The 26,306-nt window shown below is 68.2% G+C and carries 29 protein-coding genes; 14 read left to right on the forward strand and 15 right to left on the reverse strand.

What is annotated here, in order from left to right; all coding sequences use genetic code 11:
* Positions 1–54 precede the first annotated feature (54 nt).
* Positions 55–504: a pyridoxamine 5'-phosphate oxidase family protein gene (locus tag NLI01S_RS02640; protein ID WP_067598532.1), complete on the forward strand. Its 450-nt coding sequence runs from the start codon at positions 55–57 to the stop codon at positions 502–504.
* 58 nt (positions 505–562) lie between these two features.
* Here the strand turns inward: NLI01S_RS02640 and NLI01S_RS02645 are convergent, their stop codons facing one another.
* Complete coding sequence (locus tag NLI01S_RS02645; protein ID WP_067598535.1) at positions 563–865, reverse strand: winged helix-turn-helix domain-containing protein; 303 nt, start codon at positions 863–865, stop codon at positions 563–565.
* A gap of 4 nt (positions 866–869) precedes the next feature.
* A complete protein-coding gene (locus tag NLI01S_RS02650) occupies positions 870–1,343 on the reverse strand; it encodes a hypothetical protein (protein WP_157090924.1) in 474 nt (157 codons plus the stop codon).
* Between the two features lie 264 nt (positions 1,344–1,607).
* On the opposite strand from NLI01S_RS02650, the gene NLI01S_RS02655 reads away from it, so the two are divergent.
* Complete coding sequence (locus tag NLI01S_RS02655) at positions 1,608–2,264, forward strand: CatB-related O-acetyltransferase (RefSeq protein WP_223809081.1); 657 nt, start codon at positions 1,608–1,610, stop codon at positions 2,262–2,264.
* An 8-nt stretch (positions 2,265–2,272) separates the two neighbouring features.
* Here the strand turns inward: NLI01S_RS02655 and NLI01S_RS02660 are convergent, their stop codons facing one another.
* On the reverse strand, positions 2,273–2,779 hold the full coding sequence (locus tag NLI01S_RS02660; protein ID WP_067598543.1) for a DinB family protein: 507 nt from the start codon (positions 2,777–2,779) through the stop codon (positions 2,273–2,275).
* 114 nt (positions 2,780–2,893) lie between these two features.
* On the opposite strand from NLI01S_RS02660, the gene NLI01S_RS02665 reads away from it, so the two are divergent.
* On the forward strand, positions 2,894–3,868 hold the full coding sequence (locus tag NLI01S_RS02665; RefSeq protein WP_067598547.1) for an aldo/keto reductase: 975 nt from the start codon (positions 2,894–2,896) through the stop codon (positions 3,866–3,868).
* Here NLI01S_RS02665 and NLI01S_RS25535 read toward each other — a convergent pair.
* The gene (locus tag NLI01S_RS25535; protein ID WP_157090925.1) at positions 3,837–5,102 is read right to left on the reverse strand and encodes a hypothetical protein; all 1,266 of its coding nucleotides are present in this window, start codon (positions 5,100–5,102) and stop codon (positions 3,837–3,839) included. The genes NLI01S_RS02665 and NLI01S_RS25535 overlap by 32 nt on opposite strands.
* A 553-nt stretch (positions 5,103–5,655) precedes the next feature.
* Complete coding sequence (gene gdhA, locus NLI01S_RS02675; protein WP_067598557.1) at positions 5,656–7,023, reverse strand: NADP-specific glutamate dehydrogenase; 1,368 nt, start codon at positions 7,021–7,023, stop codon at positions 5,656–5,658.
* A 631-nt stretch (positions 7,024–7,654) separates the two neighbouring features.
* On the opposite strand from gdhA, the gene NLI01S_RS02680 reads away from it, so the two are divergent.
* A complete protein-coding gene (locus NLI01S_RS02680; protein WP_067598560.1) occupies positions 7,655–8,419 on the forward strand; it encodes a class I SAM-dependent DNA methyltransferase in 765 nt (254 codons plus the stop codon).
* A 22-nt stretch (positions 8,420–8,441) separates the two neighbouring features.
* Here NLI01S_RS02680 and NLI01S_RS02685 read toward each other — a convergent pair whose 3' ends face one another.
* Entirely contained in the window at positions 8,442–9,605 is a 1,164-nt protein-coding gene (locus tag NLI01S_RS02685) for a GDSL-type esterase/lipase family protein (protein WP_067598562.1), read from the reverse strand.
* A gap of 18 nt (positions 9,606–9,623) precedes the next feature.
* Here NLI01S_RS02685 and NLI01S_RS25540 point away from each other — a divergent pair, with 18 nt between their 5' ends.
* Positions 9,624–9,779 (forward strand): hypothetical protein, encoded by a 156-nt coding sequence (locus NLI01S_RS25540; RefSeq protein ID WP_157090926.1) that lies wholly within the window; start codon positions 9,624–9,626, stop codon positions 9,777–9,779.
* 28 nt (positions 9,780–9,807) lie between these two features.
* On the opposite strand, the gene NLI01S_RS02690 is transcribed toward NLI01S_RS25540, so the two are convergent.
* On the reverse strand, positions 9,808–10,614 hold the full coding sequence (locus tag NLI01S_RS02690) for a TetR/AcrR family transcriptional regulator (protein ID WP_067598565.1): 807 nt from the start codon (positions 10,612–10,614) through the stop codon (positions 9,808–9,810).
* Positions 10,615–10,676: 62 nt separating this feature from the next.
* Here NLI01S_RS02690 and NLI01S_RS02695 point away from each other — a divergent pair, with 62 nt between their 5' ends.
* Positions 10,677–12,977 carry an ATP-binding cassette domain-containing protein gene (locus NLI01S_RS02695; protein ID WP_067598568.1) on the forward strand — a complete coding sequence of 767 codons (2,301 nt, stop codon included), beginning with the start codon at positions 10,677–10,679 and terminating at the stop codon, positions 12,975–12,977.
* Between the two features lie 89 nt (positions 12,978–13,066).
* On the opposite strand, the gene NLI01S_RS02700 is transcribed toward NLI01S_RS02695, so the two are convergent.
* From NLI01S_RS02700 to NLI01S_RS02710, 3 genes are read right to left on the reverse strand one after another with little or no spacing between them, the layout of a single operon-like run.
* Positions 13,067–13,714, reverse strand: coding sequence for a class I SAM-dependent methyltransferase (locus tag NLI01S_RS02700; RefSeq protein WP_067598910.1), 648 nt, complete (start codon positions 13,712–13,714; stop codon positions 13,067–13,069).
* 22 nt (positions 13,715–13,736) lie between these two features.
* The gene (locus tag NLI01S_RS02705; protein ID WP_067598571.1) at positions 13,737–14,099 is read right to left on the reverse strand and encodes a fluoride efflux transporter FluC; all 363 of its coding nucleotides are present in this window, start codon (positions 14,097–14,099) and stop codon (positions 13,737–13,739) included.
* Positions 14,096–14,521, reverse strand: a complete 426-nt coding sequence (locus tag NLI01S_RS02710; RefSeq protein WP_067598913.1) for a fluoride efflux transporter FluC — start codon at positions 14,519–14,521, stop codon at positions 14,096–14,098. Before NLI01S_RS02710 ends, NLI01S_RS02705 begins: the two co-directional genes overlap by 4 nt.
* A 151-nt stretch (positions 14,522–14,672) precedes the next feature.
* Here NLI01S_RS02710 and NLI01S_RS02715 point away from each other — a divergent pair, with 151 nt between their 5' ends.
* A complete protein-coding gene (locus NLI01S_RS02715; RefSeq protein ID WP_067598575.1) occupies positions 14,673–15,293 on the forward strand; it encodes a TetR/AcrR family transcriptional regulator in 621 nt (206 codons plus the stop codon).
* Between the two features lie 27 nt (positions 15,294–15,320).
* Positions 15,321–16,469, forward strand: a complete 1,149-nt coding sequence (locus NLI01S_RS02720; RefSeq protein ID WP_067598578.1) for an acyltransferase family protein — start codon at positions 15,321–15,323, stop codon at positions 16,467–16,469.
* Here the strand turns inward: NLI01S_RS02720 and NLI01S_RS02725 are convergent.
* Complete coding sequence (locus NLI01S_RS02725) at positions 16,375–17,241, reverse strand: SDR family NAD(P)-dependent oxidoreductase (RefSeq protein WP_307600324.1); 867 nt, start codon at positions 17,239–17,241, stop codon at positions 16,375–16,377. The genes NLI01S_RS02720 and NLI01S_RS02725 overlap by 95 nt on opposite strands.
* A gap of 87 nt (positions 17,242–17,328) precedes the next feature.
* Here NLI01S_RS02725 and NLI01S_RS02730 point away from each other — a divergent pair, with 87 nt between their 5' ends.
* Positions 17,329–17,859 (forward strand): sugar O-acetyltransferase, encoded by a 531-nt coding sequence (locus NLI01S_RS02730; protein WP_067598917.1) that lies wholly within the window; start codon positions 17,329–17,331, stop codon positions 17,857–17,859.
* Positions 17,860–17,919: 60 nt separating this feature from the next.
* Here NLI01S_RS02730 and NLI01S_RS02735 read toward each other — a convergent pair whose 3' ends face one another.
* Positions 17,920–19,824: an ABC transporter ATP-binding protein gene (locus NLI01S_RS02735; RefSeq protein ID WP_067598581.1), complete on the reverse strand. Its 1,905-nt coding sequence runs from the start codon at positions 19,822–19,824 to the stop codon at positions 17,920–17,922.
* A 155-nt stretch (positions 19,825–19,979) separates the two neighbouring features.
* Between NLI01S_RS02735 and NLI01S_RS02740 the strand changes: the two genes are divergently transcribed.
* Positions 19,980–20,819, forward strand: coding sequence for an alpha/beta fold hydrolase (locus NLI01S_RS02740; protein WP_157090927.1), 840 nt, complete (start codon positions 19,980–19,982; stop codon positions 20,817–20,819).
* Between the two features lie 43 nt (positions 20,820–20,862).
* On the opposite strand, the gene NLI01S_RS02745 is transcribed toward NLI01S_RS02740, so the two are convergent.
* Positions 20,863–21,768, reverse strand: coding sequence for an NADP-dependent oxidoreductase (locus tag NLI01S_RS02745; protein WP_067598587.1), 906 nt, complete (start codon positions 21,766–21,768; stop codon positions 20,863–20,865).
* A gap of 125 nt (positions 21,769–21,893) precedes the next feature.
* On the opposite strand from NLI01S_RS02745, the gene NLI01S_RS02750 reads away from it, so the two are divergent.
* Together NLI01S_RS02750 and NLI01S_RS02755 are read left to right on the forward strand one after the other, a co-directional pair.
* Positions 21,894–22,319, forward strand: coding sequence for a MerR family transcriptional regulator (locus NLI01S_RS02750; protein ID WP_067598591.1), 426 nt, complete (start codon positions 21,894–21,896; stop codon positions 22,317–22,319).
* Between the two features lie 232 nt (positions 22,320–22,551).
* Positions 22,552–23,340: a tyrosine-protein phosphatase gene (locus NLI01S_RS02755; protein WP_067598595.1), complete on the forward strand. Its 789-nt coding sequence runs from the start codon at positions 22,552–22,554 to the stop codon at positions 23,338–23,340.
* A gap of 123 nt (positions 23,341–23,463) precedes the next feature.
* Here NLI01S_RS02755 and NLI01S_RS02760 read toward each other — a convergent pair whose 3' ends face one another.
* Complete coding sequence (locus tag NLI01S_RS02760; protein ID WP_067598598.1) at positions 23,464–24,168, reverse strand: sensor domain-containing protein; 705 nt, start codon at positions 24,166–24,168, stop codon at positions 23,464–23,466.
* A gap of 120 nt (positions 24,169–24,288) precedes the next feature.
* Complete coding sequence (locus NLI01S_RS02765) at positions 24,289–24,972, reverse strand: GAP family protein (RefSeq protein ID WP_067598601.1); 684 nt, start codon at positions 24,970–24,972, stop codon at positions 24,289–24,291.
* Positions 24,973–25,034: 62 nt separating this feature from the next.
* Here NLI01S_RS02765 and NLI01S_RS02770 point away from each other — a divergent pair, with 62 nt between their 5' ends.
* Both NLI01S_RS02770 and NLI01S_RS02775 read left to right on the forward strand, forming a co-directional pair.
* Positions 25,035–25,688: a TetR/AcrR family transcriptional regulator gene (locus NLI01S_RS02770; RefSeq protein WP_067598604.1), complete on the forward strand. Its 654-nt coding sequence runs from the start codon at positions 25,035–25,037 to the stop codon at positions 25,686–25,688.
* Between the two features lie 46 nt (positions 25,689–25,734).
* The gene (locus NLI01S_RS02775) at positions 25,735–26,304 is read left to right on the forward strand and encodes a GNAT family N-acetyltransferase (RefSeq protein ID WP_067598920.1); all 570 of its coding nucleotides are present in this window, start codon (positions 25,735–25,737) and stop codon (positions 26,302–26,304) included.
* The last annotated feature ends 2 nt before the right edge of the window (positions 26,305–26,306 follow it).

The raw sequence follows: 26,306 nt of genomic DNA on the forward strand, positions 1-26,306 counted from the left end.
ACAGGCGACTTCGTTCCTCTTCCCCCGCCCGCCTCGAAAACCTAGCGTGAAGGGGTGAGCGAAACTCCCAGTACCCCCTCGCCCCACCCCTTCGACGTCGACAGCTTCCTGGCCCGGCCACTGGTGGCCCGCGTGGCCACCACCAACGCCTCGGGTGCGCCCACCGTCAGACCGGTCTGGTTCCTGTGGGAGGAAGGGGTGTTGCGGTGGATCACCGGTGAGTACTCGGTCATGGTCAAACACCTGGAACGCGACCCACGCACCGCCGTGGTGATCGACACCTGTGACCTGCGACGTCAGGAGTACCTACAGGTGATCATGCGGGGCAGAGCCGAAGTGGTGCCCTTCGACCGGGCCCTGGCCAGACGCAAACTCCGTCGCTACCTGGGCGAGGAGGAGAGCACCTGGCATCCGGACTTCCAGCACTTCGCCGACGACGCCCGCCTGGTGCGCCTGGTCCCCGAACGCACCGTGGTCAAGGACCTGTCCAAGACCCTGCCCTGACCGTGCGTATCGGACGCGGACCGGCCGCACCAGAATCGGTCCTGGTGCGGCCGGTCCGCTACCGGGCAGGACGGTCGCGATGACTCTGGTCGACGATCCTGCGAAGCGCGGCGAGATGGTTTTCGATGGCCGCGCGCCCGGTGTCGGTCAGTCGCAGACTGGTGCGCGGGTACTTGCCCACGTAGCCCTTGTGCACCTCTACGTATTCGTGCGTCTCCAGCTTCCCGATCTGCTTGGACAGGGCCGACTTGGACAACCCCGCACCCTCGCGCACGAAGGAGAAGTCCGCCCAGTCGCTGGAGGCGAGCAACGCCAGGATCTTCAACCGTGTGGCGTCGGCCAGCAACGGGTCGATCTCCACGGACCTAACCTCGCTTTTCCGGCCTGGTCATCCACCACTTGGCGAAGGGCGGACCCGCCAGGGCGAGCAGCAGGCCCACCACGGCCCCCGAGATCGGATAGGTCTGGCCCAGCAGGCTCGAAACGGCCGTGTTGATCGAGATGAACAGCGCCAGCACCACGAGGATGAGCACGAGCGAGAGCGTTCGTCGTCGACGGCCGGCGATGCCGGTCAGCCGTGCGCGATTACCGGTGAGCCATCCCCATCGAGCGGACCTGTTGAGCACCGCGGCCAGCAGGCCCACCACGACCAACCCCCAGGAGAGGTAGGTGCCCATCTCCGGACTCATGAGCCAAAAGAGCACCGACGCGGCGAACACCGCGATGCCGGCCACGGCCCAAGGACCGCGCTTGTGCACCAGTGCGGCGGAGGCCTCCCGCTTCGCCTCGTCGACTTCCTTCAGGTTCCGCTCCGCGTCGGAGGGGTCGATGTGATTCATGTTGTCCTCCACTCACCTAGTTTCCTTGAAGGAAACAGTAAGGTCCGGGGCGCTCCCCGCGCAACCCTTGTGGCGACCCCGATCGCGCCTTCGGTGGAGTCGGGCAGGTGGGGGCGCTCATGGCTCCTGGGTCGAACCACAGGTCAAAGCCCCGCTTCGATCACCCCCGGACAGCCGGCCGGCGCCACGAAAATACGCGTGCGGGAGGGGGCGGCGACTGCCAACATGAGCCGGGCGCACGCCCCACCACCCGGAAGGACACACGTGCCCGCTCCCGACCCGAACCGGCTCCACCCCACCACCCGACCCGACCTGACCAACGTGGTCTTCCTGCGAGCCCAGATCACCTCGGAGCTGATCGAGGTGGGCGAGTACACCTACTACGACGACCAGGGCAGCGGGGTTCCCTTCCAAGACGCCTGCGTGCTGTACAACCACGGCCCCCAACGATTGGTGATCGGCCGCTACAGCGCCATCGCCCCGCAGGTCACCTTCCTGATGCCGGCCGGAAACCACCCCATGATCGGTCCTTCCACCTACCCGTTCACGATGTTCGGCGGCGAGTGGGGCGAGCGCACCCTGGACACCTACCTGTCGATTCCGGCCTCGCCCGACACCCGGATCGGCAACGACGTGTGGATCGGCCGAGGCGCCACCATCATGCCGGGGGTGAGCATCGGCGACGGCGCGATCGTCGCCGCGCGCAGCGTGGTGGTCAAAGATGTCGAACCCTACGCCCTGGTGGGAGGCAACCCCGCACGCCACCTGCGCTCGCGCTTTGACGAACAGGACGTGGCCCTGCTGTTGGAGGCCCGCTGGTGGGACTGGCCGGTGGAAGCGGTCACCGAACACGCCGCGCAGATCATGGGCGGAACCCCCGCCGAGCTGGCGCGGATCGCCCGCCAGGTCCGGGCGGGCTGATTACGCCCCTACTCGCCGGTGGCCCCGTCGATGCGCTCCCGCAGCAGGTCGGCGTGGCCGTTGTGGCGGGCGTACTCCTCGATCATGTGCACCAGCACCCACCGGTGCGAGCAATCCTCACCGTGACGTTGCCGCTTACCGATGGCCTCCAGCCGAAGTGCCGCCGAGACCTCGCGCGCGTGGGCGACCTCGGCGTGCCACAGGGCGAAGGCCTCCTCCACCGAGGCGGTCTCCACCTGGGAAAAGTCGGCGTGGGGGTCATCAGCGCTCTTGATGGGGTCGGGCACCTCACTGCCCTCCAGGGTGTAGCGGAACCAGGCCCACTCCACCGAGGCCATGTGCCGCACCAGGCCCAGCAAGGACAGATCCGAGGGAGGCACCGAACGTTCGCGCAGTTGCGCCCGGCTCAGACCTTGACACTTGACCTCCAGGGTCTGGCGGTGCCAGTCCAGCCAGTTGGCGAGCATGAGGCGTTCGTCGGCGATGAAGGGCGGGTCTGCTCGTGGATCTTTCATGGGCCACGACCCTAAAGCCCCGCATCCGCCCGGGCCACGGGTTTTCCACCCGCCCCGGTCAAGGGCCAAAGACCCTGTGGGAGCGCTACCGATGGCCCAATAGGATCATCATTCATGAAGACAAGAGAACTCGGCCCCCTCGGCCCTGTCGGCGTCGTGGGTTTCGGCGCCTGGCAGATCGGTGACGCCTGGGGCCAGGTCAGCGAAACCGATGCCATGGACGCCCTGCGAACGGCCGTGCAGGAGGGTGTCACCTTCATCGACACCGCCGACGTCTATGGCGATGGGCGTAGCGAGCGCCTGGTGGGCCGATTGCTCCAGGAGCACCCCCACCTGAGGGTGGCGACCAAGATGGGCCGACGCATGGCCCAAGAGACCGCCCACTACAACCCCGGCAACTTCCGCGCCTGGAACGACGACTCGCGCCGCAACCTGGGCGTGGACACCATCGACCTGGTGCAGCTGCACTGCCCGCCCAGCGCCGTTATCGACTCCGACCAGGTCTTCGACGACCTGGACGCCATGGTCACCGAGGGCCGCATGCGCGCCTACGGGGTGTCGGTGGAGACCTGCGAGCAGGCCCTGGCCGCCATCGCCCGCCCGGGCGTGGCCAGCGTGCAGATCATCCTCAATGCCTTCCGACTCAAGCCGTTGGAGAAGGTCCTGCCCGCCGCCAAGGCCGCCGGGGTGGGCGTGATCGCCCGCGTCCCGCTGGCCAGCGGCCTGCTCACCGGCGGGTACACCCCCACCAGCAGCTTCGGAGAGGACGACCACCGCAACTTCAACCGTCAAGGCCAGGCCTTCGACCAGGGCGAGACCTTCTCCGGCGTCGACTTCGCCACCGGTCTGGCGGCCGTGGAACGCCTGCGCCCCCTGGTACCCGACGGCGCCACCATGGCACAGTTCGCGTTGCGCTGGATCCTGGACCAGGAAGGGGTGAGCACCGTGATCCCCGGGGCCCGCAACGCCGACCAGGCCCGCGGTAACGCCGCCGCCGCACAGCTGCCGCCGTTGGACGCAACGACCCATCAGCGGGTGCGCGAGGTCTACGACGAGCTCATCCGCCCCCAGGTGCACGAGCGCTGGTGAGCACACCCGGTGCACCCACCCGAGTCGGATCGGGTGCACCGGGCAGGTCCCCCGGACCGAGCCCCAAGGCTTGAGCCAGCTGCATTCGTGCCAGGGACGCGCCTGTGCGGGCCACGTCGTGGCCTTGCCCGGGCGCTGTACCCGGGGCGGCCCTGGGTCCCCCTTCCTCGAAGGAGCGCCCACCGCGCCGCATCGAGGCGCCCATCCGCTCCAACAGCTTCGGATCCAGTTCGCCCTGGTCGGGGTCGGCAGTCGGTGGAAGAGGATCTTGGCCCGAGCGTGGCGAGGGGATCAACCCCTTCAGCGCCCCTCGCCCCTCAGCGGGGGCCTCGATGGGAGGCGGCGCTTGGGGGTGCACGATCTCGCCTGGAACGTCGCGGCAGGGCCCCTGACACAGCAGGCAGCGCCCACCGGGGTGGTTGCGTACCCCCGGGTGCTCGGGACAGGTTTTGTCGGCCTTGCCCAGAGCGTCGAGTATGAACTCCGAGGGCCGATCGAACAGGTCGCTATCGTCCTGGCCTTGGCCGGAGTCGGGCCAAGGCTCGGGCGCAACGCCCCAGTCCACGCCCGTGTTCCAGGGCCGGTGCACTCCTCGCCCCAAATGCCCGTCCAGGAACGCCTGCGCGCTGCTCAGGTTCCCCATGCGTCGCATCAGGGCTCCGAAGGGGCGACCCAGGTCGCCTATCCCGGACAAGAGCACACGCACCTGCTCCAGTGGCAGCCCGGCCTTCAGTAGCCGCTCCGCCCTACGTTGCAGAGCCGACCGGTCCGTCTGAGGGCGCAGCAGCGACCGGTCGGGGATACGCGCCAACAGATCCCACAGCCCATCGTTGCGTTTTTCGAGCTTTTCAGGCGAGGTGGTCTTTTCGGGCGACTCTGGGGCGGTAGAGGTTTCAAACTCGGACGGACCCCCTTCTCCCCTGTTGCTTGTCCGGTGTTCCCTTCTAGTAGTTGACCCACCGCTGTCCGACTGTCGATCGGGTGACTGTCCAAAATCGTCAAGTCCGAGCTGTGGGGTGTCGTAGGCGGTCACCTCCGTGACCAGACGCCGGCCACGACGCTTCTTCTCTCGGAACAGGTAGGCGTAATCGGCGAGTTCGTTGAAGGCCCTCAGGTAAGCCTCGCGACCCTGGGCGCGATCTCCCCGCGCCCGACGGGCCCTGCGCCACAGACCCTCGGCGGTCACATCGGCGTTGAAGGCGTCGGTGTTGGACAACGCGCCGATCAAGATCATTTTTGCCAGGGGGCTCAAGCGCTCGTCCCGGATCAGCGCATTGGGAATCCGGGTGTAGTTCGACCTGATTTTGCTGCGTATGACCTTCATCGTTCACCCCCGACCGGAGCGAAGGTGAAGAGGTTTCGCGTAAGCGCCTGTGAGTGGGGGCGGGAGAAGTTACACTTCAACACGCACCGCCTTCCTGCGTCTGAGGAGTCGGTGAGCCGCATCCCTGCTTGTGGCAGGGATCGGTCAGGGGCTGCCCACCGGTGCTGCTAACACCAGGGCGGCCCCGAACTCTTTTTCGGGTGTGCCAACTCATGTACGGATAGCCGAGGAGTATCGTACGAACACCAGTTCGTACGACCTCGACGTGAAGAACTTTGGCACACCCTCGCAAGGCACGCGGGGCTTTTCCCTGAAAAACTCCTCCCCATCGATTTTTCGCACCCAAAAAACACCCGTTTCCCGCAAAAGGGAAACCTTCCGCGATCCGACAAGAGCGGAGCAAATCGACAAAAAGCCCCGCAGGCCCATCAGGGCCCACGGGGCTTTCACGACAAACCGAACGCTAGATGAGGCCCTGGGCCAGCATCGCGTCGGCGACCATCTCGAACCCGGCCAGGTTGGCGCCCAACACGTAGTCGCCCTTGGCGCCGTGCCGCTCGGCGGCCTCCTCACACCGGTCGTGGATCCCGGCCATGGTCTCGGCCAGCTCCGACTCGGCGTGGTCGAAGGACCACGAGGTACGGCGCGCGTTCTGACGCATCTCCAGCACACTGGTGGCCACACCACCGGCGTTGGCCGCCTTACCCGGGGCGAAGAACACCTTCGCCTCACGAAATACCTGCACCGCCTCAGGCGTGGTGGGCATGTTCGCGCCCTCCGACACCGCCAGCACACCGTTGTTCACCAGCGTCTTGGCGGCGGTGGCGTCCAACTCGTTCTGGGTGGCGCACGGCAGGGCCACGTGGCAGGGCACGTCCCACACACTGCCGCCCTCCACGTACTTGGCACCCGGGCGACGGTCGGCGTAGACGCTGATGCGCTCACGGTCGACCTCCTTGATCTGCTTGAGCAGATCAAGGTCCAGCCCGGCCTCATCGACCACGTAGCCGGCCGAGTCCGAGCAGGCCACCACGGTCGCGCCCAACTGCTGGGCCTTTTCCACCGCGTAGATGGCGACGTTGCCCGAACCGGACACCACCACCTTGAGTCCGTCCAACCCGCGCCCGTTGCGCTCCAGCATGCGCTGGGTGAACATGACCGTCCCGTACCCCGTGGCCTCGGTACGCACGGCCGAGCCGCCCCAGTCCATACCCTTGCCGGTGATGACCCCGGCCTCCCAGCGGTTGCTCAGCCGCCGGTACTGCCCGAACATGTAGCCGATCTCACGGGCACCCACACCGATGTCACCGGCGGGGATGTCGGTGTACTCGCCCAGGTGACGGTGCAGTTCGGTCATGAACGACTGGCAGAACCGCTCGATCTCGTTGTCGGAGCGACCCTTGGGGTCGAAGTCGCTGCCGCCCTTGCCGCCGCCGATGCCCATGCCGGTCAGAGCGTTCTTGAAGATCTGCTCGAAGCCCAGGAACTTGACCACGCCCAGGTTCACACTGGGGTGGAAGCGCAGACCGCCCTTGTAGGGGCCAAGGGCGCTGTTGAACTCCACCCGGAAACCCCGGTTGACGTGGATGCGGCCCTGGTCATCGCGCCAGGGTACGCGGAAGATGATCTGACGCTCGGGCTCGCACAGGCGCTCCAGGACACGCTCGGTGGCATAGCGCGGGTACATGGACAGCGCCGGAGACAGACACTCCAGCACCTCCAACACCGCCTGCTGGAACTCCGGCTCGTCGGGGTTGCGGCGTGCCACGTGCTCGAAGGCACTACGGACACCCGGGTGGTGGTCCTCCCGGGCACCATGGGAAAACGGCATGCGAGTACGTTCCCTTCTCAACATTGGAACGGGCGCCCCGCACGCCGTTGTACCGGGAACCTCTTCATCCATCGAAATCTAGGTGGGATACCGCCTCAAAGGGCCCATACAGGCGGTAACCGCCCCCTATGCTTCCAGTGTATTACCTTGATATGAACATACCCCTCTGGCCTGGCTCGAAGGACGCACCGACTCCTTCGGCCCCGCCTCCAGGCACGCCCAGGGCCGGTCACGACACCCTCGTACAGTGTCCCCGCACAGGGTCGACGCCCCTGGGTATACCCATCCTGAGCACCCCATTGCGTCACACCACTCACTCGGGCCCCACCCACATCCTCGCAGGCCGGGACACCGGTGCAAAGAGCCGATAACGTGACCGTGCCCGGGCCCCGCGATGAACCACGGGTGGCCGCGTAACCCGCCGTGAGTCGGCCCGACGCCAAGGAGCGCCCACCATGCCCGGTGACCAGGACCACCCACTCCAGGGCGGCATGATGAGACCCAACGACCCTGCGAGTCGGCGGCACCACCGCAGGTGGTGGTGCCGCCCGTTCGCATGGCCGCGCCAGAGCAGGGGGTTCGGGACGGAAAACCCGTTGGTCACCGGGGATCGCACCACCACAATGGCCCCATGGTCGATCGACACTTCTCCCACCCGGACCTGGCCGAGCTCTATGACCACTTCAACCACTGGCGGGTCTCCCCACAGGACGACTTCTACCTCGATCTCGTGCTGAACGCCCGCTCCGTACTGGACGTGGGATGCGGGACCGGCAAGATCCAACGAGTGGCCCGGGAGCGTGGGCACACCGGCCGCCTGGTGGGATTGGACCCGGCCGAGGCGATGCTGGAGGTCGGCCGCCGGGACCGGGATGACATCGAGTGGACCCTGGGCGACCTGGTCGCGGGCCCCTACGACGGGGAGAGCGAGCCGTTGGGGGAGGGCACGTTCGACCTGGTGATCATGTCCGGTCACGCCTTCCAGGTGTTCACCACCGACGAGGAGGTGCGCGCCAACCTGGCCGCCGTGCGCAGCGTGCTGTCCGAGGATGGCCGGTTCGTGTTCGAGACCCGCAACCCGGCCGTGCGCGGTTGGGATGCTTGGAGTCCCGAGCGTGTGCGCACGGTGGACGGTCCCGGCGGACTCAAGGCGACCTGTGTGCACCGGCTGCGCGAGGTGGAGGGCGACCTGGTCACCTTCACCTCCGACTACAGCGTCCAGGGGTGGGCCGAACCGGAGGTTGCCCGCAGCACCCTGCGTTTCCTGGACGCCGAGCGTCTGAACGCCTTCCTGGCCGAGGCCGGACTGAGTGTGAGCGCCCAGTACGGGTACTGGGACCGCACCCCGCTCACACCCGCCAGCCCGGAGATCATCACCTTCGCCCGCCCCGCCTGAGCCACGGTGCGCCGACGGCAACTCAGGGGGCGAAGGGCCCACCCGGGGCGAAGACGCGCTCGGCGAACCGTGTACCGATCCTCCGGTGGGCTGGGGTGTCGGGGTGCAGGCCGTCGGGCAGGGGCAGTTCGGCGAAGTCTGCCTTCCCGTACAGCTCGCGTCCGTCCAGGTAGTGCAGGTTCGCATCGTGTGCGGCGCGTTGGGCCACGACCCGTTCCAATTCCCGACGGATGTTGGTGAGGGTGAGCCGGGTGGGGTCGCTCGGATCTCCGGTGGCCTTGAAGGCGACCCGGCCCTCCTTGAGGGCATCCATGTCCATCGCCCCCGGCCCCGGGGTGTGTTCGTGCATGGGGCAATACAGCGGGGAGACCACCAGCAGCGGAGTGTCAGGGTGGCCCTGGCGCAGGGTGTCGAGGAACCCGTGCACGGCCGGGCCCAGCGCGCGCATCCGCATCAGGTCGGCGTTGGCCAGGTTGATGCCGATCTTGACGCTGACCAGGTCGGCCGGAACCTCGCGCATGGCCGAGGCGGTGAAGGAGTCCAGCAGGGCGCTGCCGCCCAGCCCCAGGTTGACCAGGTCCGCCGCGCCTTGGTCGGCGGCGATCGCCGGCCAGATGGCGGTGGGGTTGGTGGCGTTGGAGCCATGGCTGATCGAGCTGCCGTGGTGCAGCCACACCCGGCCCCCGGAAACGGCGAGGGGTTCGACGGGGGCGTCGGTGCGCAAAGCCACCAGTTCGGTGGTCTCGTCGTGCGGCAACCAGATCCGCACGTCCTTGAGGCGCTCTTCCAGGCCTTCGAAGCGCACGGTACCGGGGTCGCCTCGAACGGGGGTGAACGTCCCGGTGTTCACGTCGATCCGCAGGACGTCGCCTCCACTGATGGTGCCCTGTGCGGTGAGTTCACCGTCCACGCGCAGGTCGTAGATCCCGTCCGGGCGGGGTGGTGCGCCCGCGTAGTGGCGTTTGGTGGGGATGGCGTCCAACTCGATCACGGTGGCGCGGGTGCGCATCGCCAGGTGCACCCCGGAGGGTTGGGACTCGGCCATGGCCAGTTGGGGGTCGGTGTTGCGGGCGCGGGCCGGGGCGGGCAGCCGGTGGGGGAGCAGGCCGCGGTCGGTGCGTTCGATCTCCAGGGCGCCGCGGATCAGTTCCGGGGTCAAGGGTGTGACGGTCGGGTACGTGCTCATGGGGTGGACCTTGCGTGGATGGGGCAGACTTCCAACGAACGTGACCTGTCCGGCGTCGCGGAAGGGAGGGTGCACGTGTTCTTTTTCTACAACAGCCGTTGGGGTTGTGTGGGGTCCCTGCTGGTCTCGGCCGCTCTGACCCTGCTGGTGTTGTTCCTGCTGGGCTGGATCTGACCCGCTCCTGAGGCCCCGGCGCGACCCCTCAGGCGGCGTCGATGTGACGCTGGATGCCGTCCAACAAGGTCTCCAGCCCGAACTGGAGTGTCTCCCAGGCCTCCCGTTCCAGATAGGGCTCGGTGGAGTCCTCGTTGTCGAAGGCGCCCTGAGTGGTCATCAGCGTCAGGGTCGGGAAGCGCTCGGCGAAGTCGGGCACCAACTCCTCCAGTTGTTCGGAGCGGGCGTACCACCACTCGTCCTCGGGTACCCCGGTCACCGCTTGGGACTGGCGGGCCTCGGCGGCGGTGCGGACCATGCCGCGGACCAGGTTGAGCAGGCTTCCGAAGGTGCTGCTGATGGTCTTGGGCGCCATTCCGGCCGTGTGCAACAGCGTGGCCAGCGATTCGAAGAGTCGGTACTCGTTGGGACCCAGGACGGGGCGCGCCTGGGAGATCTCCAGGGTCCAGGGGTGGCGCAGGTAGAAGTCCCACAGCAGGCCCGCCCAGGCCCGGGTGCGCTCTCGCCAACCTTGGTCCCGGGAGGCGTCGGACTCCTGCTCGACCTCATCGGCCAGCTCGGCGAAGGCCTGGTCGTACATCAGGTCGATGAGCTCGTTCTTGCTGGCCACGTAGGTGTAGAGCGACATGGCGGTGCGGCCCAGTCGCTCGCCCACCGCGCGCATGGACAGCGCCTGCAGCCCTAGGACGTCGGCGATGTCGATGGCGGTGTGCACGACCAGGTCCACGTTCAGTTCCGGTTTGGGGCCGGGGGCGGTGCGCTCGCCCTGCTCGTGTTCGCGCCACAGCAGTGCCATGGAACGGCGCGGGTCGCCCTGGCCGGCGTAGACCACCACTTGCATCTCCTTAGCGGATAAACTAATGTGCTCCGACTGTCAGTTTAGCGCATAAGGCATCGATGGAACACGGGCACCAGGGGAGCAGCTTGACCAACGAAGCGACCACACCGGCCGACACCCACGACACCATCCAGGTCCGTGGGGCCAGGGAGAACAACCTCGACAACGTCTCGGTGGACATCCCCAAGAGGAGACTGAGCGTCTTCACCGGACTGTCCGGTTCGGGCAAGTCCTCGCTGGTCTTCGGCACCATCGCCGCCGAGTCCCAGCGGCTCATCAACGAGACCTACACGGCTTTCCTGCAATCGTTCATGCCCAGCACCGGCCGACCCGACGTGGACTCGCTGCGCAACCTCAGCGCGGCCATCATCGTCGACCAGGAACGCATGGGCGCCAACTCACGCTCGACCGTGGGAACGGCCACCGACGCCCACGCCATGCTGCGCATCGTCTACAGCCGGGCGGGCACCCCGCGCCTGGAACCCTCCAGCGTGTTCAGCTTCAACAACGCCGAGGGCATGTGCCTCGAATGTGAGGGGCTGGGGCGCACCGACCAGATCGACCTGGAAGAGCTCTACGACCGGAAACTGTCCCTGAACGAGGGCGCCATCACCGTCCCCGGTTACACGGTGGACAGCTGGTACTGGCAGGTGTTCGTGCACTCGGGGTTGCTGGACGCCGACAAACGCCTGGACGACTACGGCGACCAGGAATGGAACACCTTCCTGTACGAGCCCCTGACCAAGGTCAAGGTCGGTAAGAACTCCTTCTCCTACGAGGGCCTGGTCCCCAAGATCAAGCGGACCTACCTGGCCAAGGACCGCGACAAGATGCAGCCGGCCCTGCGCACCTTCGTGGAACGGGCCGTGGCCACCTCCACCTGCCCCGAGTGCGCCGGCACCAGACTCAACGCCGCCGCCCGCGAGGTCAAGGTGGCCGGGCACACCATCACCGAGTGCGCCTCGATGCAGATCGACGACCTGGCCGCGTTCGTACGCACCATCGACGACGCGTCCGTCAAACCGTTGGTGGACACCCTGGCCCACACCCTGGACTCCCTGGTGGAGGTAGGGCTCGGCTACCTGAGCCTGGACCGGGAGTCGGGCACCCTGTCCGGCGGTGAGGCCCAACGGGTCAAGATGGTCCGCCACCTGGGTTCCAGCCTGAGCGACATCACCTACGTCTTCGACGAACCCACCGTGGGACTGCACCCGCACGACATCGAGCGGATGAACAACCTGCTCCTGGGCCTGCGCGACAAGGGCAACACGGTGCTGGTGGTCGAACACAAACCCGAGACCATCGCCATCGCCGACCACGTGGTGGATCTGGGCCCGGGCGCCGGTCCGCACGGTGGCGCGGTGACCTACACCGGTGACGTGGCCGGGCTGCGCGCCTCGGACACCCTCACCGGTCGCCACCTGGACCACCGGATTCGTCTCAAGGACGAGGTGCGCACCGCCACCGGGCACCTGCCCATCCGTGGCGCGAACACCCACAACCTGCGGGATGTGTCCGTGGACGTGCCCCTGGGTGTGCTCACCGTGGTCACCGGGGTGGCCGGTTCGGGAAAGAGTTCGCTCATCCACAGCAACCTGCCCGGACGTGAGGGTGTGGTGGTGGTCGACCAGTCGGCCATTCGTGGATCGCGCCGCTCCAACCCCGCCACCTACACCGGGCTGCTCGACCCCATCCGCAGCGCCTTCGCCCGGGCCAACCAGGTCAAGGCATCGCTGTTCAGCGCCAACTCCGAGGGGGCCTGCCCCGAGTGCAAGGGCGCCGGGGTCATCTACACCGACCTGGCGATGATGGCCGGGGTGGCCTCCACCTGCGAGAAGTGTCAGGGGCGCCGGTTCAAGGACGAGGTGCTCCAGTACACGTTGCGCGGCAAGGACATCAGCCAGGTCCTGGCCATGTCGGTGGAGACCGCACGTGAGTTCTTCACCTCCGGTAACGCCCGAACCATCCTGGGCCGGCTGCACGACGTCGGGCTGGGCTATCTGGGTCTGGGGCAGCCGCTGACCACCCTGTCGGGCGGTGAGCGCCAGCGGCTGAAACTGGCGATCTCCATGGCCAAGCAAGGGGCGGTGTACGTGCTGGACGAGCCCACCACAGGGCTGCACCTGGCCGACGTGGACCGGTTGCTGGCGCTACTGGACCGGCTGGTCCAGGACGGCAACACGGTGGTGGTGATCGAACACCACCAGGCGGTCATGGCGCACGCCGACCACATCATCGACCTGGGCCCGGGCGCCGGGCACCATGGTGGACGGGTCGTGTTCGAGGGTTCTCCGGAGCGGTTGGTGGAGCAGGGCCAGACCCTGACCGCCCGCCACCTGCGCGACTACCTGGAACGTTAGCGGTCGGGTGACGGACGGGCCCGTCCCCGAGAACCATGGTCTCCGGGGCGGACCCGTGCCTTCCCGGGAGGGTCGGCGCCACCGCTTGGTCAGCGGGGGCGGTCGTAGACCAGGGTGTGCCGCCAGAACAGGCCGCGGTGGACGCGCGCCCCGGGCAGGTGCCGGGCGGCCGCGGCCCGGACCCGGGCCAGTGTGTGCGACGGTTCGGCGGTGGGCGCGCGCATGTGCGGTGGCGCGGCGGTGGCCACCTCGGGATGCTTGAACAGGCCGACCAGCGGGTTGAGCACCACCGATACCAGACCGGTGATCAGGTCGGCGACGCCCTGTTCGCGGTGGTGGCCGACCACCACCAGACGACCTCCCGGCGCCAGGGCCCTCCGAAGCTGGGGAAGGGTCTGTTCCAGGGGCAGGTGGTGCAGGACCGCCACGAGGGTGATGGCCTCCCACCGGGTGGTGGGGTCGCGCCGCTCCCATCCGGCCTGGGCGATGGTCACGCCCGGGGTGCGCGCGAAGCGTTCACGGGCGAGCGCGGCGGTGTCGGGGTCGGGTTCCAGGCCGCTGACCTCGGGGACCCGCTGGCGCAGTCGCTCGATCAGGTTGCCGGTGCCGCACCCCACGTCCAGGACACGGGTGGCCCTTGAGGCCACCACTCGGCGCACCACCCAGGGCCCGTACCAGTCGTTGTGGCTCCACGGGTGGCGCGCGTTGAACCGGGCCATGCGGTCGAGGAGGGGCATGCCGGTCACGATAGTGGTCCCCTCAGCCCTTCAGGAGTGTGGTCAGGCCCAGGCCGAGCCAGGCGGCGCCGATGCCCAGGAACAGGTGTGCCGCGACGAAGACCAACGCGCGCCTCCGGGCGCCGGTGCGCGCCAGCCGCACGGTCTCGTGGGCGAAGGTGGAGTAGGTGGTCAACGCCCCGCAGAACCCGGTGCCCAGGAGTGCCAGTGCCTCGGAAGGCAGGGGCAGGGCCAGCAGTGAACCCAGGATGAGGCTGCCGACCACGTTCACCCCCAGCGTGCCCCAAGGGAAGGCCCGACCCAGGCGGTGTTGGAGGGTCAGGTCCACCAGGAAACGCGTGGGGGCGCCCACGGCCGCGCCCAAGGCCACCATCAGGGCGCTCACGGGTTCCTCCCGGTGTCGTGGGTGAGGAGTCGGTGGGCCAGCGCGGAGGCGGCCCAGGCCGCGGTGAGCGCGCCGACCAGTGTCAAGGAGAGGTAGGCCAGCGCCACCTGCGGGGCGCCTCGATCCAGGGCGGTGACCACGTCCGCGGCGTAGGCGGAGAAAGTGGTGTATCCGCCCAGGAAGCCCACACCCCAGAACGGGCGCACGTAGGGGTTGTGGGGCCACCCGTGCGCGATCAGTTCCATCAGCAGGCCGATGAGCAGGCTGCCGGTGACGTTGACGGCCAGGATCGTCCAGGAGACCCCCGAGGCGGCGGGCGGCCACAGGGTGTCCAGGCCGTGGCGGGTCAGCGCGCCCAAGGCCCCGCCGAGGGCGACGAAGGCGAGCACGGACCGAAGGCGGGCCGGTGCGGGTGGGGTCATGATCCCCATCCTCCACCCGGAGAGCACCTGGTGGCGTCGGCGGACCCCGAGATCCGTGGCTCCTGCCCGAGCCGGGGGCGAGGGTCCGCTTCAGGGAGGGGATCAGGGCCATCCCCGATGGTTTTCCGGCCGCCCGGGTAGGATTCTGGCCATGCGGTCAAAAAACGAGCCAGGCGGTCAGAAGCGGTCCTTCATCGAGAGGGCCCGCAGGGCACAGATCATCGACGCGGCGGTGCGCACCATCGCCGAGGTCGGTTACCCGAACGCCTCCCTGGCTCGGATCGCACGGACGGCGCAGGTGAGCAAAGGCGTCATCTCCTACCACTTCGACGGCAAGGACGAGCTGATGGACCAGGTGGTGATAAGCGTCTACACCCAGATCGGGGAGGAGGTCGCGCCCCGGGTCCTGGCCGAGCAGAACATGGAACGTGCGCTGCGCACCCACGTGCGCGGCGTGGCCGAGTACGCGCTGGCCCATCGCGAGCGCATGACGGCACTGTCCCAGATCTTCCGGCACTTCCGTGACGCCCAGGGCGCCCCCCGCTTCGATGGGTCCCAACCCGAGGCGATCTACCAGCCCATGGAAGAGCTCTACCGAGCCGGGCAGCGCAGCGGGGAGTTCCGCGACTTCGACGTGCGGGTGATGGCGGTCAGCCAGCAGGCGACCATCGACGCCATGTTCGAGTACTGGCGGACACACCCCGACCACGACCTGCTCGCACACGCCGACGAACTGGGCGAACTCCTGGTCCGTGCGATTCGAGCCCCATGACCGTCACACCATAGTGACGAGGTCCCCATGACACAGAACATCAGCCCATCCACCACCGAGGCGGCCGACCGACCGGCCCGCCCCCGACTGTTCTACGTCGACCACCTCAGGGTGGTCTTGACGGTCCTGGTCGTGTTGCACCACGCGGCCATCACCTACGGCAACATCCCGGTGTGGTACCTGACCGAGCCGGCCCAAGACCCCTCCGGGGTGGCGCTGGACCTGTTCGTGCTCTTCAACCAGACGTTCTTCATGGGGATGTTCTTCCTCATCGCCGGGTACTTCGTGCCGGGTTCGATCGATCGGCGCGGGCGGCGCGGGTTCACGCGCGAACGCCTGGTCCGGTTGGGTGTTCCCCTGCTGCTGTTCCTGGTTTTGTTGCGGCCCTTGGCCATGATCCCGGCGTTCGCACAGGTGTTGGCCGCCGAACCCGACCTTCCGCTGTGGCTGCTGTACCTGCTCACCATCGACCCGGGCCCGATGTGGTTCGTGGAGGTGCTGTTGGTGATGAGCCTGGTCTATGTGCTGGTGCGCGGTGTGCGTGAGCGTCGTTCCCAGCCCGCCCCGGTCGTGGCACGGGTTCGGGAGCGGGGGCCGGTGCGCTGGCTGGTTCCGGTTCTGGTGTTCGCGGTGGGACTGGCCCTGGTCACCTTCGCCTGGCGGTGGGCCTTCCCCGCGCCGTACTGGCCGGTGGTGGGGTTGCCCAGCCCCGGTTACCTGCCCCAGTACGTGGCCATGTTCATCGTGGGCGCGCTCGCCTACCGAGGTGACTGGTTGCACCGGTTGCCGGACCGGGCCGGGGTGGTCGGCGGGATCGCCGCGATGGTGGCACTGCCCGTCACGATCATGTTCGTGACCGCTGCCCCGGGCACCGGTGCGTCCTTGGTGCATCTGGTGGCGGAGAACCTGTTCTCGGTGGGTTTGGTGCTGGCGCTGCTGGTCTTCTTCCGTCGGTTCCTGGCCCGGGACAACCATGTGTGGCGGTTCCTGGGTGAGAACGCCTTCGCGGTGTACGTGCTGCACGCGGTGGTGTTGGTGTTGGTGGCCATGGCGCTGGGCGGCTGGCAGGCCCCGGCGGTGGTCAAGTTCGTCGGCCTGGCCGCGTTGAGCGTGCCGCTGACCTGGGCGTTGGCCGCCGGTGTGCGGGCGATTCCGGGGGTCGATCGGGTGCTGTGAGCACGACATGACGGGAGGTGCCGTTCCCATCCGCCCGGAGCGGAGGGGAGCGGCCCTGCTCCGGTTCAGGGGCCCGGGCGCAGGTGCAGCTCGGTGATGGTCGCGTCGCGAGGCAGCTCCAGCACGTCCACGATCGCGCGGGCAAGGGTGGTGGGCCGGATGCAGTCCTGGGGGTCGTAGGACCGATCGAAGTCCGCGCGCACCCGCCGCAGGGTTTCGGTGGCGGTGTCCCCCCGGGGTGGATCCCGGTGACCCGTACTCCGTGTTCGGCCTCCTCGGCGCGCAACGCGTCGGCCAGCTCGCTCAGCCCCGCCTTGCTCGCGGTGAAGGCCGACCAGCGCGGCACCCCTTGCAGACCGGGGGCGGCGTTGACCAGGACCACATGGCCCTTGGCGGCGCGCAGCGCGGGCAGTAGCAGGCGGGTGAGTTCGGCGGCCGCGATCAGGTTGACCGACAGCACCCGGTGCCACAGGGCGGCGGGGGAGTCGGCCACCGTCGCCACCGGGGAGAGCCCCGCGCAGTGCACGAAGGCCGACAGCTCCCCGACCTCGCCGAGTAGTGGTCCCAATGCCCGGGGCAGGCTCTGGGGATGTTCGAGGTCGGCGTGGACGGTCCGCACCCCCGGCCGGGTCCGGGCCAGGTCGGCCAGACGGTCCGGGTCGCGGCCCAGCGCCGCCACATGGCGTTCGCGGCGCAGGAGTTCGTCGACCAGGGCGGTACCGATTCCACCGGTGGCTCCGCTCACCAGGACCGTGGGGGTGGGGGCTCGCATGGTGGGCATTGTCGCAGAGCGTGGCGTTAGGCTCGACGGAGTTTTCCAGCCAGGGAAAGGACCGCTGTGACCAGCGCCAAGGAACGAATGCTCGCAGGTGAGCCCTACCGGGTCGACGCCGAGTTGGCGGCCGAGGCCGTCCGGTGCCACAAGCTCATGGACGTCTTCAACGCCACCGCCTCCGACGACCACGAGGGGCGCGCCCAGGCGTTGGCCGACCTGCTCGGCGAAGTGGGTGAGAACGCCGCCGTGCGCCCGCCCCTGTACGTGGACTACGGCCACCGCATCACCCTGGGCGAGGGGGTGTTCGTCAACTTCGGCGCGATGATGCTGGACGTGGCGCCGATCCGGATCGGCGCCCACACCCAGATGGGTCCCAACGTCCAACTGCTCACCCCCACCCACCCTCTCGATCCCGCCGAGCGCAAGGCCGGTTGGGAGTCCGCCGAGCCCATCACCATCGGTGAGAACGTGTGGTTGGGCGGCGGCGTGATCGTCTGCCCCGGTGTGACCATCGGCGACAACACCGTGGTGGGCGCCGGAGCGGTGGTCACCAAGGATCTGCCCGCCAACGTGGTCGCCGTCGGCAACCCCGCCAGGGTGATCAAACCGCTGTGAAAAGGGTGATCCGTCCCCCGGTGTGGCGCCACCGGGGGACGGGGTCGGAGGCGGCGGGGCTCAGCCCGCCACGTGCACGGGGTCGCCGCCATCGGCGGAGGCGGGTTCCTGGGCGAACTGGGTGCGGTACAGCTCGTTGTAGCGACCACCGCGGGCGAGCAGTTCGGTGTGGGTTCCCCGTTCCGCGATCCGGCCGCCCTCCACCACCAGGATCGCGTCGGCGGCACGGATGGTGGACAGCCGGTGGGCGATCACCAGGGCGGTGCGTCCCCGCAGGGCCTCGCTCAGGGCGGCCTGGACCGCGGCCTCGGAGGTGGAGTCCAGCGCCGAGGTGGCCTCGTCGAGGATGACGATCTCCGGGTCGGTCAGCAGTAGTCGGGCGATGGTCAGGCGTTGGCGTTCACCGCCGGAGAAGCGGTATCCGCGCTCGCCCACCACCGTGTCCAGACCGTCGGGCAGGGCGGCGACGAGGGTGTCCAGTCGTGCGCGGCGCAGCGCGTCCCAGACCTGTTCCTCGGTGGCCTGCGGTGCGCCCAGGGTGAGGTTGAGGCGGATGGACTCGTGGAACAGGTGCCCGTCCTGGGTGACCATGCCCAAGGTGGCGCGGATGGAGTCGAAGGTCAGGTCGCGTACGTCGGTGTCTCCCAGGCGTACCGAACCGGCGTCCACGTCGTACAGGCGTGGGGTGAGTTGGGCGATGGTGGACTTGCCCGCGCCGGAGGAGCCGACCAGTGCCACGGTCTGACCGGGTTCGACGTGGAAGGACACCCCGTGCAGGACGGGCCCGTGATCGGCCGGATCCAAGGTGGCGACCTCCTCCAGGGAGGCCAGGGAGACCTTGTCGGCGGTGGGGTAGGCGAAGGTGACGTCGTCGAACTCCAGTGACACCGGGCCGGCCGGCAGGGGGTGGGCGTCGGGCTTTTCGTCCACCAGCGGCTTGAGATCGAGTACCTCGAAGACACGGCTGAAGCTGACCAGGGCGCTCATGACCTCCACGCGTGCGCCGGCCAGTGCGGTGAGGGGTGCGTACAGGCGGGTCAGGAGCATGCCCATGGACACCACGGTTCCGGCGTCCAGACGACCGCTGAGCGCGTAGAAGCCGCCCAGTCCGTAGACCAGGGCCAGGGCGATGGCCGAGACCAGGGTCAGGGCGGTGAAGAAGACCTCCTGGACCATGGCGGTGCGCACGCCGATGTCGCGAACCCGTGAGGCCCGGCGGGCGAACTCCGCGGACTCCTCTGCGGGTCGCCCGAAGAGCTTGACCAGGGTGGCGCCGGGCGCGGAGAAGCGTTCGGTCATCTGGGTGCCCATGGCGGAGTTGTGCAGGGCGCGTTCGCGTTCGATCCGGGCCAGGCGTGCGCCCATGCGGCGGGCGGGGATGACGAAGACGGGCAGCAACAGCAGCGACAGCAGGGTGATCTGCCAGGACAGGGTGATCATCACGGCCAGGGCCAGGATGAGGGTGACCAGGTTGCTCATCACCCCGGAGAGCACGTCGCTGAAGGCGCGTTGGGCTCCGATGACGTCGTTGTTGAGGCGGCTGACCAGGGCGCCGGTACGGGTGCGGGTGAAGAAGGCGACCGGCATGCGTTGGACGTGGTCGTAGACGGTGGTGCGCAGGTCCAGGATGAGTCCTTCGCCCACGCGGGAGGAGAGCCAACGCACGATCAGGGCCAGGATCGCCTCGGCGACGGCCACGGCGGCGATGAGGCCGGCCAGGAGCAGGACGGGGCGCAGGGCGCCGCCGTCGATGATGGCGTTGACCACGAGTCCGGCCAGTAGTGGTGTGGCCACGGCCAGGGCCGCGGTGACCACGCTCAGGACCAGGAACCAGATGAGGGGTCGGGTATGGGGGCGGGCGAAGCCGGCGATCCTGCGTAGGACGGGCAGGGAGAAGGGCCGTTGGTCCTCCTTGGCGTGCATGGCGTGGTAGATGGAGTTCCACGCGGCCATTTCCATGCTCATGGGTTCACCGATCGATCGTGGGTCCGGGCTCCCCTGAACCGTAGAACCTCAACAATGGTTGAGGTCAATCTATGCATCTGACATTCCTTATTGCTCCCTTTACTTCTTTATTCAGGGAGGGTTAGGGTCGTTTCAGGATGAACAGGGGAGTCCGAGTGGAGACGATCTACCGCAACGAAGAGACGGCCCGAAGGATCCGGGACCGCTACGAACGGGAACTGGAGCGGTGGCCGATACCGGCCGAGCGGTGCCACCTGCCCACACGGGAGGGCGAGACCTTCGTCCTGGTCACCGGCCCCGAACAGGCGCCGCCACTGGTGCTGCTGCACGGGTCGGGGGCCAACGCCACCACCTGGCGCGCGGACATCGCGCTCTGGTCGGAGCACTTTCGGGTGCATGCGGTGGACCTGGTCGGCGAACCCGGGCTGAGCGCCCCCTCCCGCCCGGACCTGACCACGGAGTCGAGCGCGTTGTGGCTCGACGACGTGCTGTCCGGGCTGGGCCTGGAACGCGTGGCCCTGGCGGGGATGTCGCTGGGTGGGTGGACGGCGTTGGACTACGCGATCCGTCGCCCGGGACGTGTTTCGCGGCTGGTGTTGGTCTGCCCCGGGGGAGTGGGCGCCCAGCGCCGGTGGCGGATCCTGGGAGCCGGGCTACTGATGTTGTTCGGTCGGTATGGCCGGGTGAGCGCCACCCGCTACCTGACGGGACTGGACGATCCTGCGGACCGGGCGGTGCTCGAAGCGGTGCTGGACAACTTCGCCGGGTTCCGGCCTCGCACCGAGCAACTACCGATTTTCACCCCCCAGGCGCTAGGTGCCCTGAACATGCCGGTGTTCGTGATCGTGGGCGAGCGGGACCGGATGTTCGATTCGGCCGGTACCGCCCGCCGCATGCGCGCCCTGGTGCCGAACGCCCGTGTGCGGGTGCTACCCGGTGTGGGTCACGCCGTCCTGGACCAGACCGAACCGGTGCTGGAGTTCCTGCGCGCCTGAGCCCGGACGGTCTCGCCGCCCCGGCTCGCCCGGGCCGTGCCCCTCAGATGAGGATGACGATCTTTCCGCGTGTACGTCCGCGCTCGGCGTGCGCGTGGGCGTCGGCGATCGCCTTCAAGGGGTAGGTCTGTTCGATGCTGGGTGTGTAGTGGCCTTGCCGGCCCAGTTCCGCGGCCTCGGACAGGAGATCGGAGTCGTTCTCGGCGTTGACCACGTGTGTGCCCAGACGTTGCCCGCCCGCGTGGTCGGCGACCGTGGCGACGCGAGTCGGGTCGCCCGTGATCGCGACGATGTCCTCCAGCGAGCCGGAGGCCGCGGTGTCGAGCGCGATGTCGACGCCGTGCGGGGCGAGAGCGGTGAGACGTTGCGCGAGGCCGGGGCCATAGGTGGTGGGAACGGCGCCCAGGGAGGTGAGGAACTCGTGGTTGCGTTCGCTCGCCGTCCCGATCACGGTGGCGCCTCGTGCCGCGGCGATCTCGACCCCCGCGCTGCCCACGCCTCCGGCGGCGCCCTCGATGAGAAGGGTGCGCCCCGTGAGGGGTCCGAGCGCGTTCAGTCCACGCATCGCGGTCACGGAGGCCAGAGCGGCTCCGGCGGCCTGCTCATCGGTCCAGTTGGCGGGGGTGTGTGCCCAAGCAGAGAGGATGACCAGCTCGGCGCTCGCCCCGGTGATACCGCCCAGCCCGAAGACGCGGTCGCCGATGCTCACCTCTCGCACTCCGTCACCGATCTCGTCGACCACACCGGCGGCGTCGCGTCCGGGAATGGCGGGCGGCTCCAGGGGAAGCATCTCGCGCAGGGCCCCGGTGCGCAGCTTCCAGTCGATGGGGTTGACACTGGCCGCCGCGACACGGACACGGATCTCACCGGGTCCAGGGTGGGGGTCGGGGGCCTGCTCGATCACCAGGTTCTCCACTCCGCCGTATTCGTGGAAGCGTGCTGCGCGCATGATGTCCGCCTTACCTTGATGGTTCTCGACGAGGTGTTCGTTCGATCGCCGTTACCCTAGAACCTGACGTTGACGTGAGGTGCAAATCGGCGAGCCGGGACCGTCTCCCGGCCGGAGGAGGACAGGTGCGGATCGGTGAGGTCGCCGAGCAGGCGGGGGTGAGCGTGAGGGCTCTGCGCTACTACGAGGAACAGCATCTGCTCGTCGCCGACCGCGCCGCCGGTGGCCGGCGGAGGTATCCCGAATCCGCCGTCGAACGCGTCAGGTTGATTCAGCGGCTGTACGCCGCGGGCCTGGCGAGTGCCACCGTCCGAGAGGTACTGCCGTGCGTGGACTCGGGTGAGACCGAGGCTTCCCCCGCCCTGTTGGAGCGGTTGGTGGACGAACGCGCGCTCATCGACCAGCGGATCACCGACCTGCTCTCCGTGCGTGACCGGCTCGACGAAGTCATCGGTGTGGCACGAAACCCAGACCTGGGCTGTGCTCATGACGACACTCGCCCCGGAGGTCGGCCCGGGACCATATGGAAGCGGTCCCACGAGGGGCGTTGATCGGGGGTTTTTCGGGCGGCGCAGACTACGAGATTCAGCGGCGCCCCCGAAAGGACCTCCGCCTTGGTGGTCGGCCCCGAGCGCCGGGGCGCTCGTCTCACCGCGCCCGTTCTCGGTGCCGTCAGACGGCGGCTTCGGCCGGTGCCATCGTGACTGTCAGCGAACCGGTGAATTGACCGGAAAGTGACCAAGGAACTTTCCTTCTTCTGCGGGGGTAAGTATCCCTGGGTTCATGAGCGAGAGCAGACAGATCACCTGGGAGGGCTTCTTTAACGCCCGTGACCTCGGTGGTCTTCCCACCCGCCACGGCCAGACCACCCGCCCCGGGGCCTTTATCAGATCCGCTGACCTGCGTTTCGTCACCGCCGAGGGGTGGCGGGAAGCCTGTGTCGCCGGTGTACGCACTGTCGTGGACCTGCGCAACCCGGAAGAGATTCGGCCGACTCCGAGTCACGACTTGACGAACCAAGGAGGCTCCGCCTCGTTCCCCGCAGAATCGGCCCCAACACCCCTCCCCCCGGAAGTGGGGCATCTGGAAGTGCCCTTGGACCACGTCGAAGACGTCGAGTTCTGGAAGGACATCAACGACAGGCAGCTGAACGGAAGCCCGCTCTACTTTCAGCCCTTCCTCGAACGCAAAGCCGAACGGTGCGCGGCGACGATCACCGCTCTGGCTGAGTCCGAGCCCGGTGGCGTCTTGTTCCACTGTGGGGCCGGACGCGATCGCACCGGCCTGGTCACTTTGCTGCTGCTCTCTCTGGCCGAGGTCGAGGCCGAGGCGATAGCCGATGACTACGAACTGTCCACCATCGCACTCCGCCCTCTCTTCGCTGCGATGGGTGAGAACGACCAAGGTCCGGTGATCGAGTCCTTGCTGGCCGACCGTGGTCTGACGCTACGAGGCAGCATCCTTGGCGTCATCGAGGACCTGGACGCGCGAACCTATCTCCTGGAAGCAGGAGTCGCCGAGGAAGACCTCACTCGACTGCGGGGCCGGTTCCTGGGCTGGGCGAACTTTTAAAAACCTTCGTTCTCGGAAGGCCATGCTGGACGAGCCCCAGAGCGCACTCCAGCTCTTCAGAAACCCCTTCAAAACCCATGGAGGCCGTCACCGTCGATCACCGCCCGGGGCACACCGGCGGGGTCAGCGCAGCGAGACGTAGTGGCGTTCCCGATCGAACTCCTCAGGGGCCGGGACGGTGGTGTTCCCGGTGGTGAGCACACGCGCGCTGATCTCTTCGGGGGCCAGCAGCAACATCCGGGCCAGGGCCGAGTTCGTTGCGGCCAGGACGCGTAGCGCCATCGGCAGGGTGAGGGCGAACAGGGCCCCGCCGACCATGTACACCACCAGGGTGGCCAACGCCGGGTTGTCCGGAAGCAGGTGGCTGCCCACGTCGGTGTAGCCGGGGATGAGGTGGAGCGACCATCCCCAGAGCGGGTAGAGCAGACCGCCCAGCGCCAGGGACCACCACAGCACCGCCAGGACGAATCCGACCAGGGCCAGGGGCAGGCCCACGATCGCGTGCAGGGCGTCCATCCAACTGCGCGCGCAGGTCAGGGGGTTGAGCAGGTGGCGTATGGGGCCCGCGTCCGCGGGGGACGGGCGGTAGGGCAGGCGCACCACGGCTCGTCCGTGCAGGTCGGACAGGCGCATGCGTTCCAGGTGCGCGGGCCCCCGGGCCGAGAGCAGGGTGCCCGAGAGCAGGAACAGCCCCACGAAGAGCACCGAGGTGCCGGCGCCGACGACGAGGCCGGTCAGGACCAGGCTGAAGGAGACCACCGCCAAGGGCAGGCCCAGTAGCAGGTAGCGGGTGTCACGGACCATGCGCACGAAGGGGGGCGTTCTCATGGTCTCGACGCTACGCGCGGCGGCGCTCGGTGTCAGGGTGGTCAGGGTGAGTAAGCGTGGTGGGGCCGGTACCACCGGGCGTGGGCACCCGGGCGGTTGCGGTGGGTCCCCTCCACACAGTCATCGGGTGCCGAGCAGGTCGTCCAAGCCGGTCGACTGCAGGCCGTTGAGCACCAGGATCACGCCGACGATGCCGATGATCCAGGACATCGCCTCGCGGGAGCCGGAATCGATCTTCTCGCGCCAGTGGTCCAGGCGCGGGCGCAGGCGTTCACCGAAGAGCCGGTGGCCCACATAGAGCAGAACGGGCGGCAGCACCATCATCAGGTTGTAGCCGGCCAGCATCGGCGCCCAGGTGGTGGCGGTGAGCCCGGCGGTGCCCATGATGCCGATCGCGCCCAGGTAGGGGAAGGCGGTACCGGCCTCCAGCAGGCCGGTGGCCAGGCCCAGGCCGATCATGGTGGTGGTGCGCAGGGTGGCGGGGCGACGCGGGGCGCGTTTCCTGGTGGGCATCACCCAGGAATAGGCGAACAGGGCTCCACCGAGGGCCACCATGAACCAGCCCGTCGCGGGACTGTCGGTCAGGTGGGACAGGTGGGACAGCGCGGCTCCCAGGCCGAGCATGATCGCGCAGCCCAGCACGAAGTAGAACAGGGCGACCGTGCCCAGGTAGGTGAAGAGCGGTCTGGCGATGTCGCGGGCTCCGCTGAGCAGTACGAAGAGTGAGACTCCCAGGGTGGTGGGGCTCAGGGTGTCCAGCAGCGCCAGGCCGGCGACCGGTATGAGTACGTCCAGGGGCGGCATGCTTCCTCCTTTTTCACACGGCTGTGATAAATAAAATAACACGTCTGTGCTAAAAAGGAAGTGTGCCGAAGATCGTCGACCATGAAGAACGTCGCCGCGCCCTGGCCGAGGCCCTGTGGAGGGTGATCGCCGAGTCCGGACCCCAGGCGGTCTCCATCCGCAGCGTCGCCGCCGAGGCGGGCCTGTCCACCGGCGCCCTGCGCCACTACTTCCAGACCCGCGAAGAGCTGCTCACCTACGCGATCGACCTGTCCGAGGAGCGGGTCACCGAACGCCTCGAAGAGCACGCCCGTTCCCTCGATCCCGAGATGTCCCTGGTGGACCGCGTAATGGGTTTCGTCGAACAGATGCTGCCCCTGGACCAGGCCCGACGGGCCGAGTACCGGGCCTGGCAGGCCACCGGCGATCCCGACTACCTCGATCCCAAGATCGAACACCGCTGGCATCAGCAGCGCAGGCTCTACCGGCGGCTGGTCGCCGCCCTGGGCGGGATCGAACCCCCCGAGGACCCCGGGCCGGCGCATCCCGACCCCTGGTTGGAGAGCTGGTCGGAGTTTCTGCACACCTTCATCGACGGGCTGTCCCTGCAGTTGATGACCAACCCCGAGCAGGTCGATCCGCAGATGGCCCTCGCCCGCCTACGGTCCTTCCTGGCCCACATCGCATCCGTCCGGCCACCTTCCGGGGAGGGGGACCGAGTACACACCACACCGTGACGAGAGGCATACTGTGGGACGGAACGGACACAAGGGGGAAGAGCGCGTGACCACCATCCCGAACGCCCAGGACGCGTTCGCCGCGGCGGGCCGAATCGACTTTCGGTCTGCGACGCAGGCCGACGTGCCCGCCCTGGTCGATCTGGTCAACTCCTGCTATCGCGGTGAGGGCTCCAAACAGGGCTGGACCACCGAGGCCGACCTGCTCGACGGCCAGCGAATGGACGCCCAAGGCATGGGCGAACTGCTCGCCCGCAGCAACACCCTGGTCCTGGTGGGAGAGACCCAGGACGGAATCGTCACCTGCTGTGAACTGCAGCGCGGGGTCAACGGGGCCTACTTCGGGATGTTCTCGGTCAGCCCGGACCTTCAGGGCGCCGGCCTGGGGCGCATCGTGCTGGCCCAGGCCGAGCAGATGGCCGTGCGCGAGTGGGGCAGCCGACTGATGCGGATGAAGGTGCTCAAGCAACGCCCCGAGCTCATCGCCTGGTACGAGCGGCGCGGCTACACCAACACCGGCAAGACCGAACCCTTCCCCTACGGGAACGAGGAGTTCGGGTTGCCCAAGCGCGACGACCTGGCCTTCGTCGAGCTCACCCGCGAACTGCCTCTTTGAGC

It is taken from the genome of Nocardiopsis listeri NBRC 13360 (assembly GCF_001570765.1).
GTDB classification, from domain to species: Bacteria; Actinomycetota; Actinomycetes; order Streptosporangiales; family Streptosporangiaceae; genus Nocardiopsis; species Nocardiopsis listeri.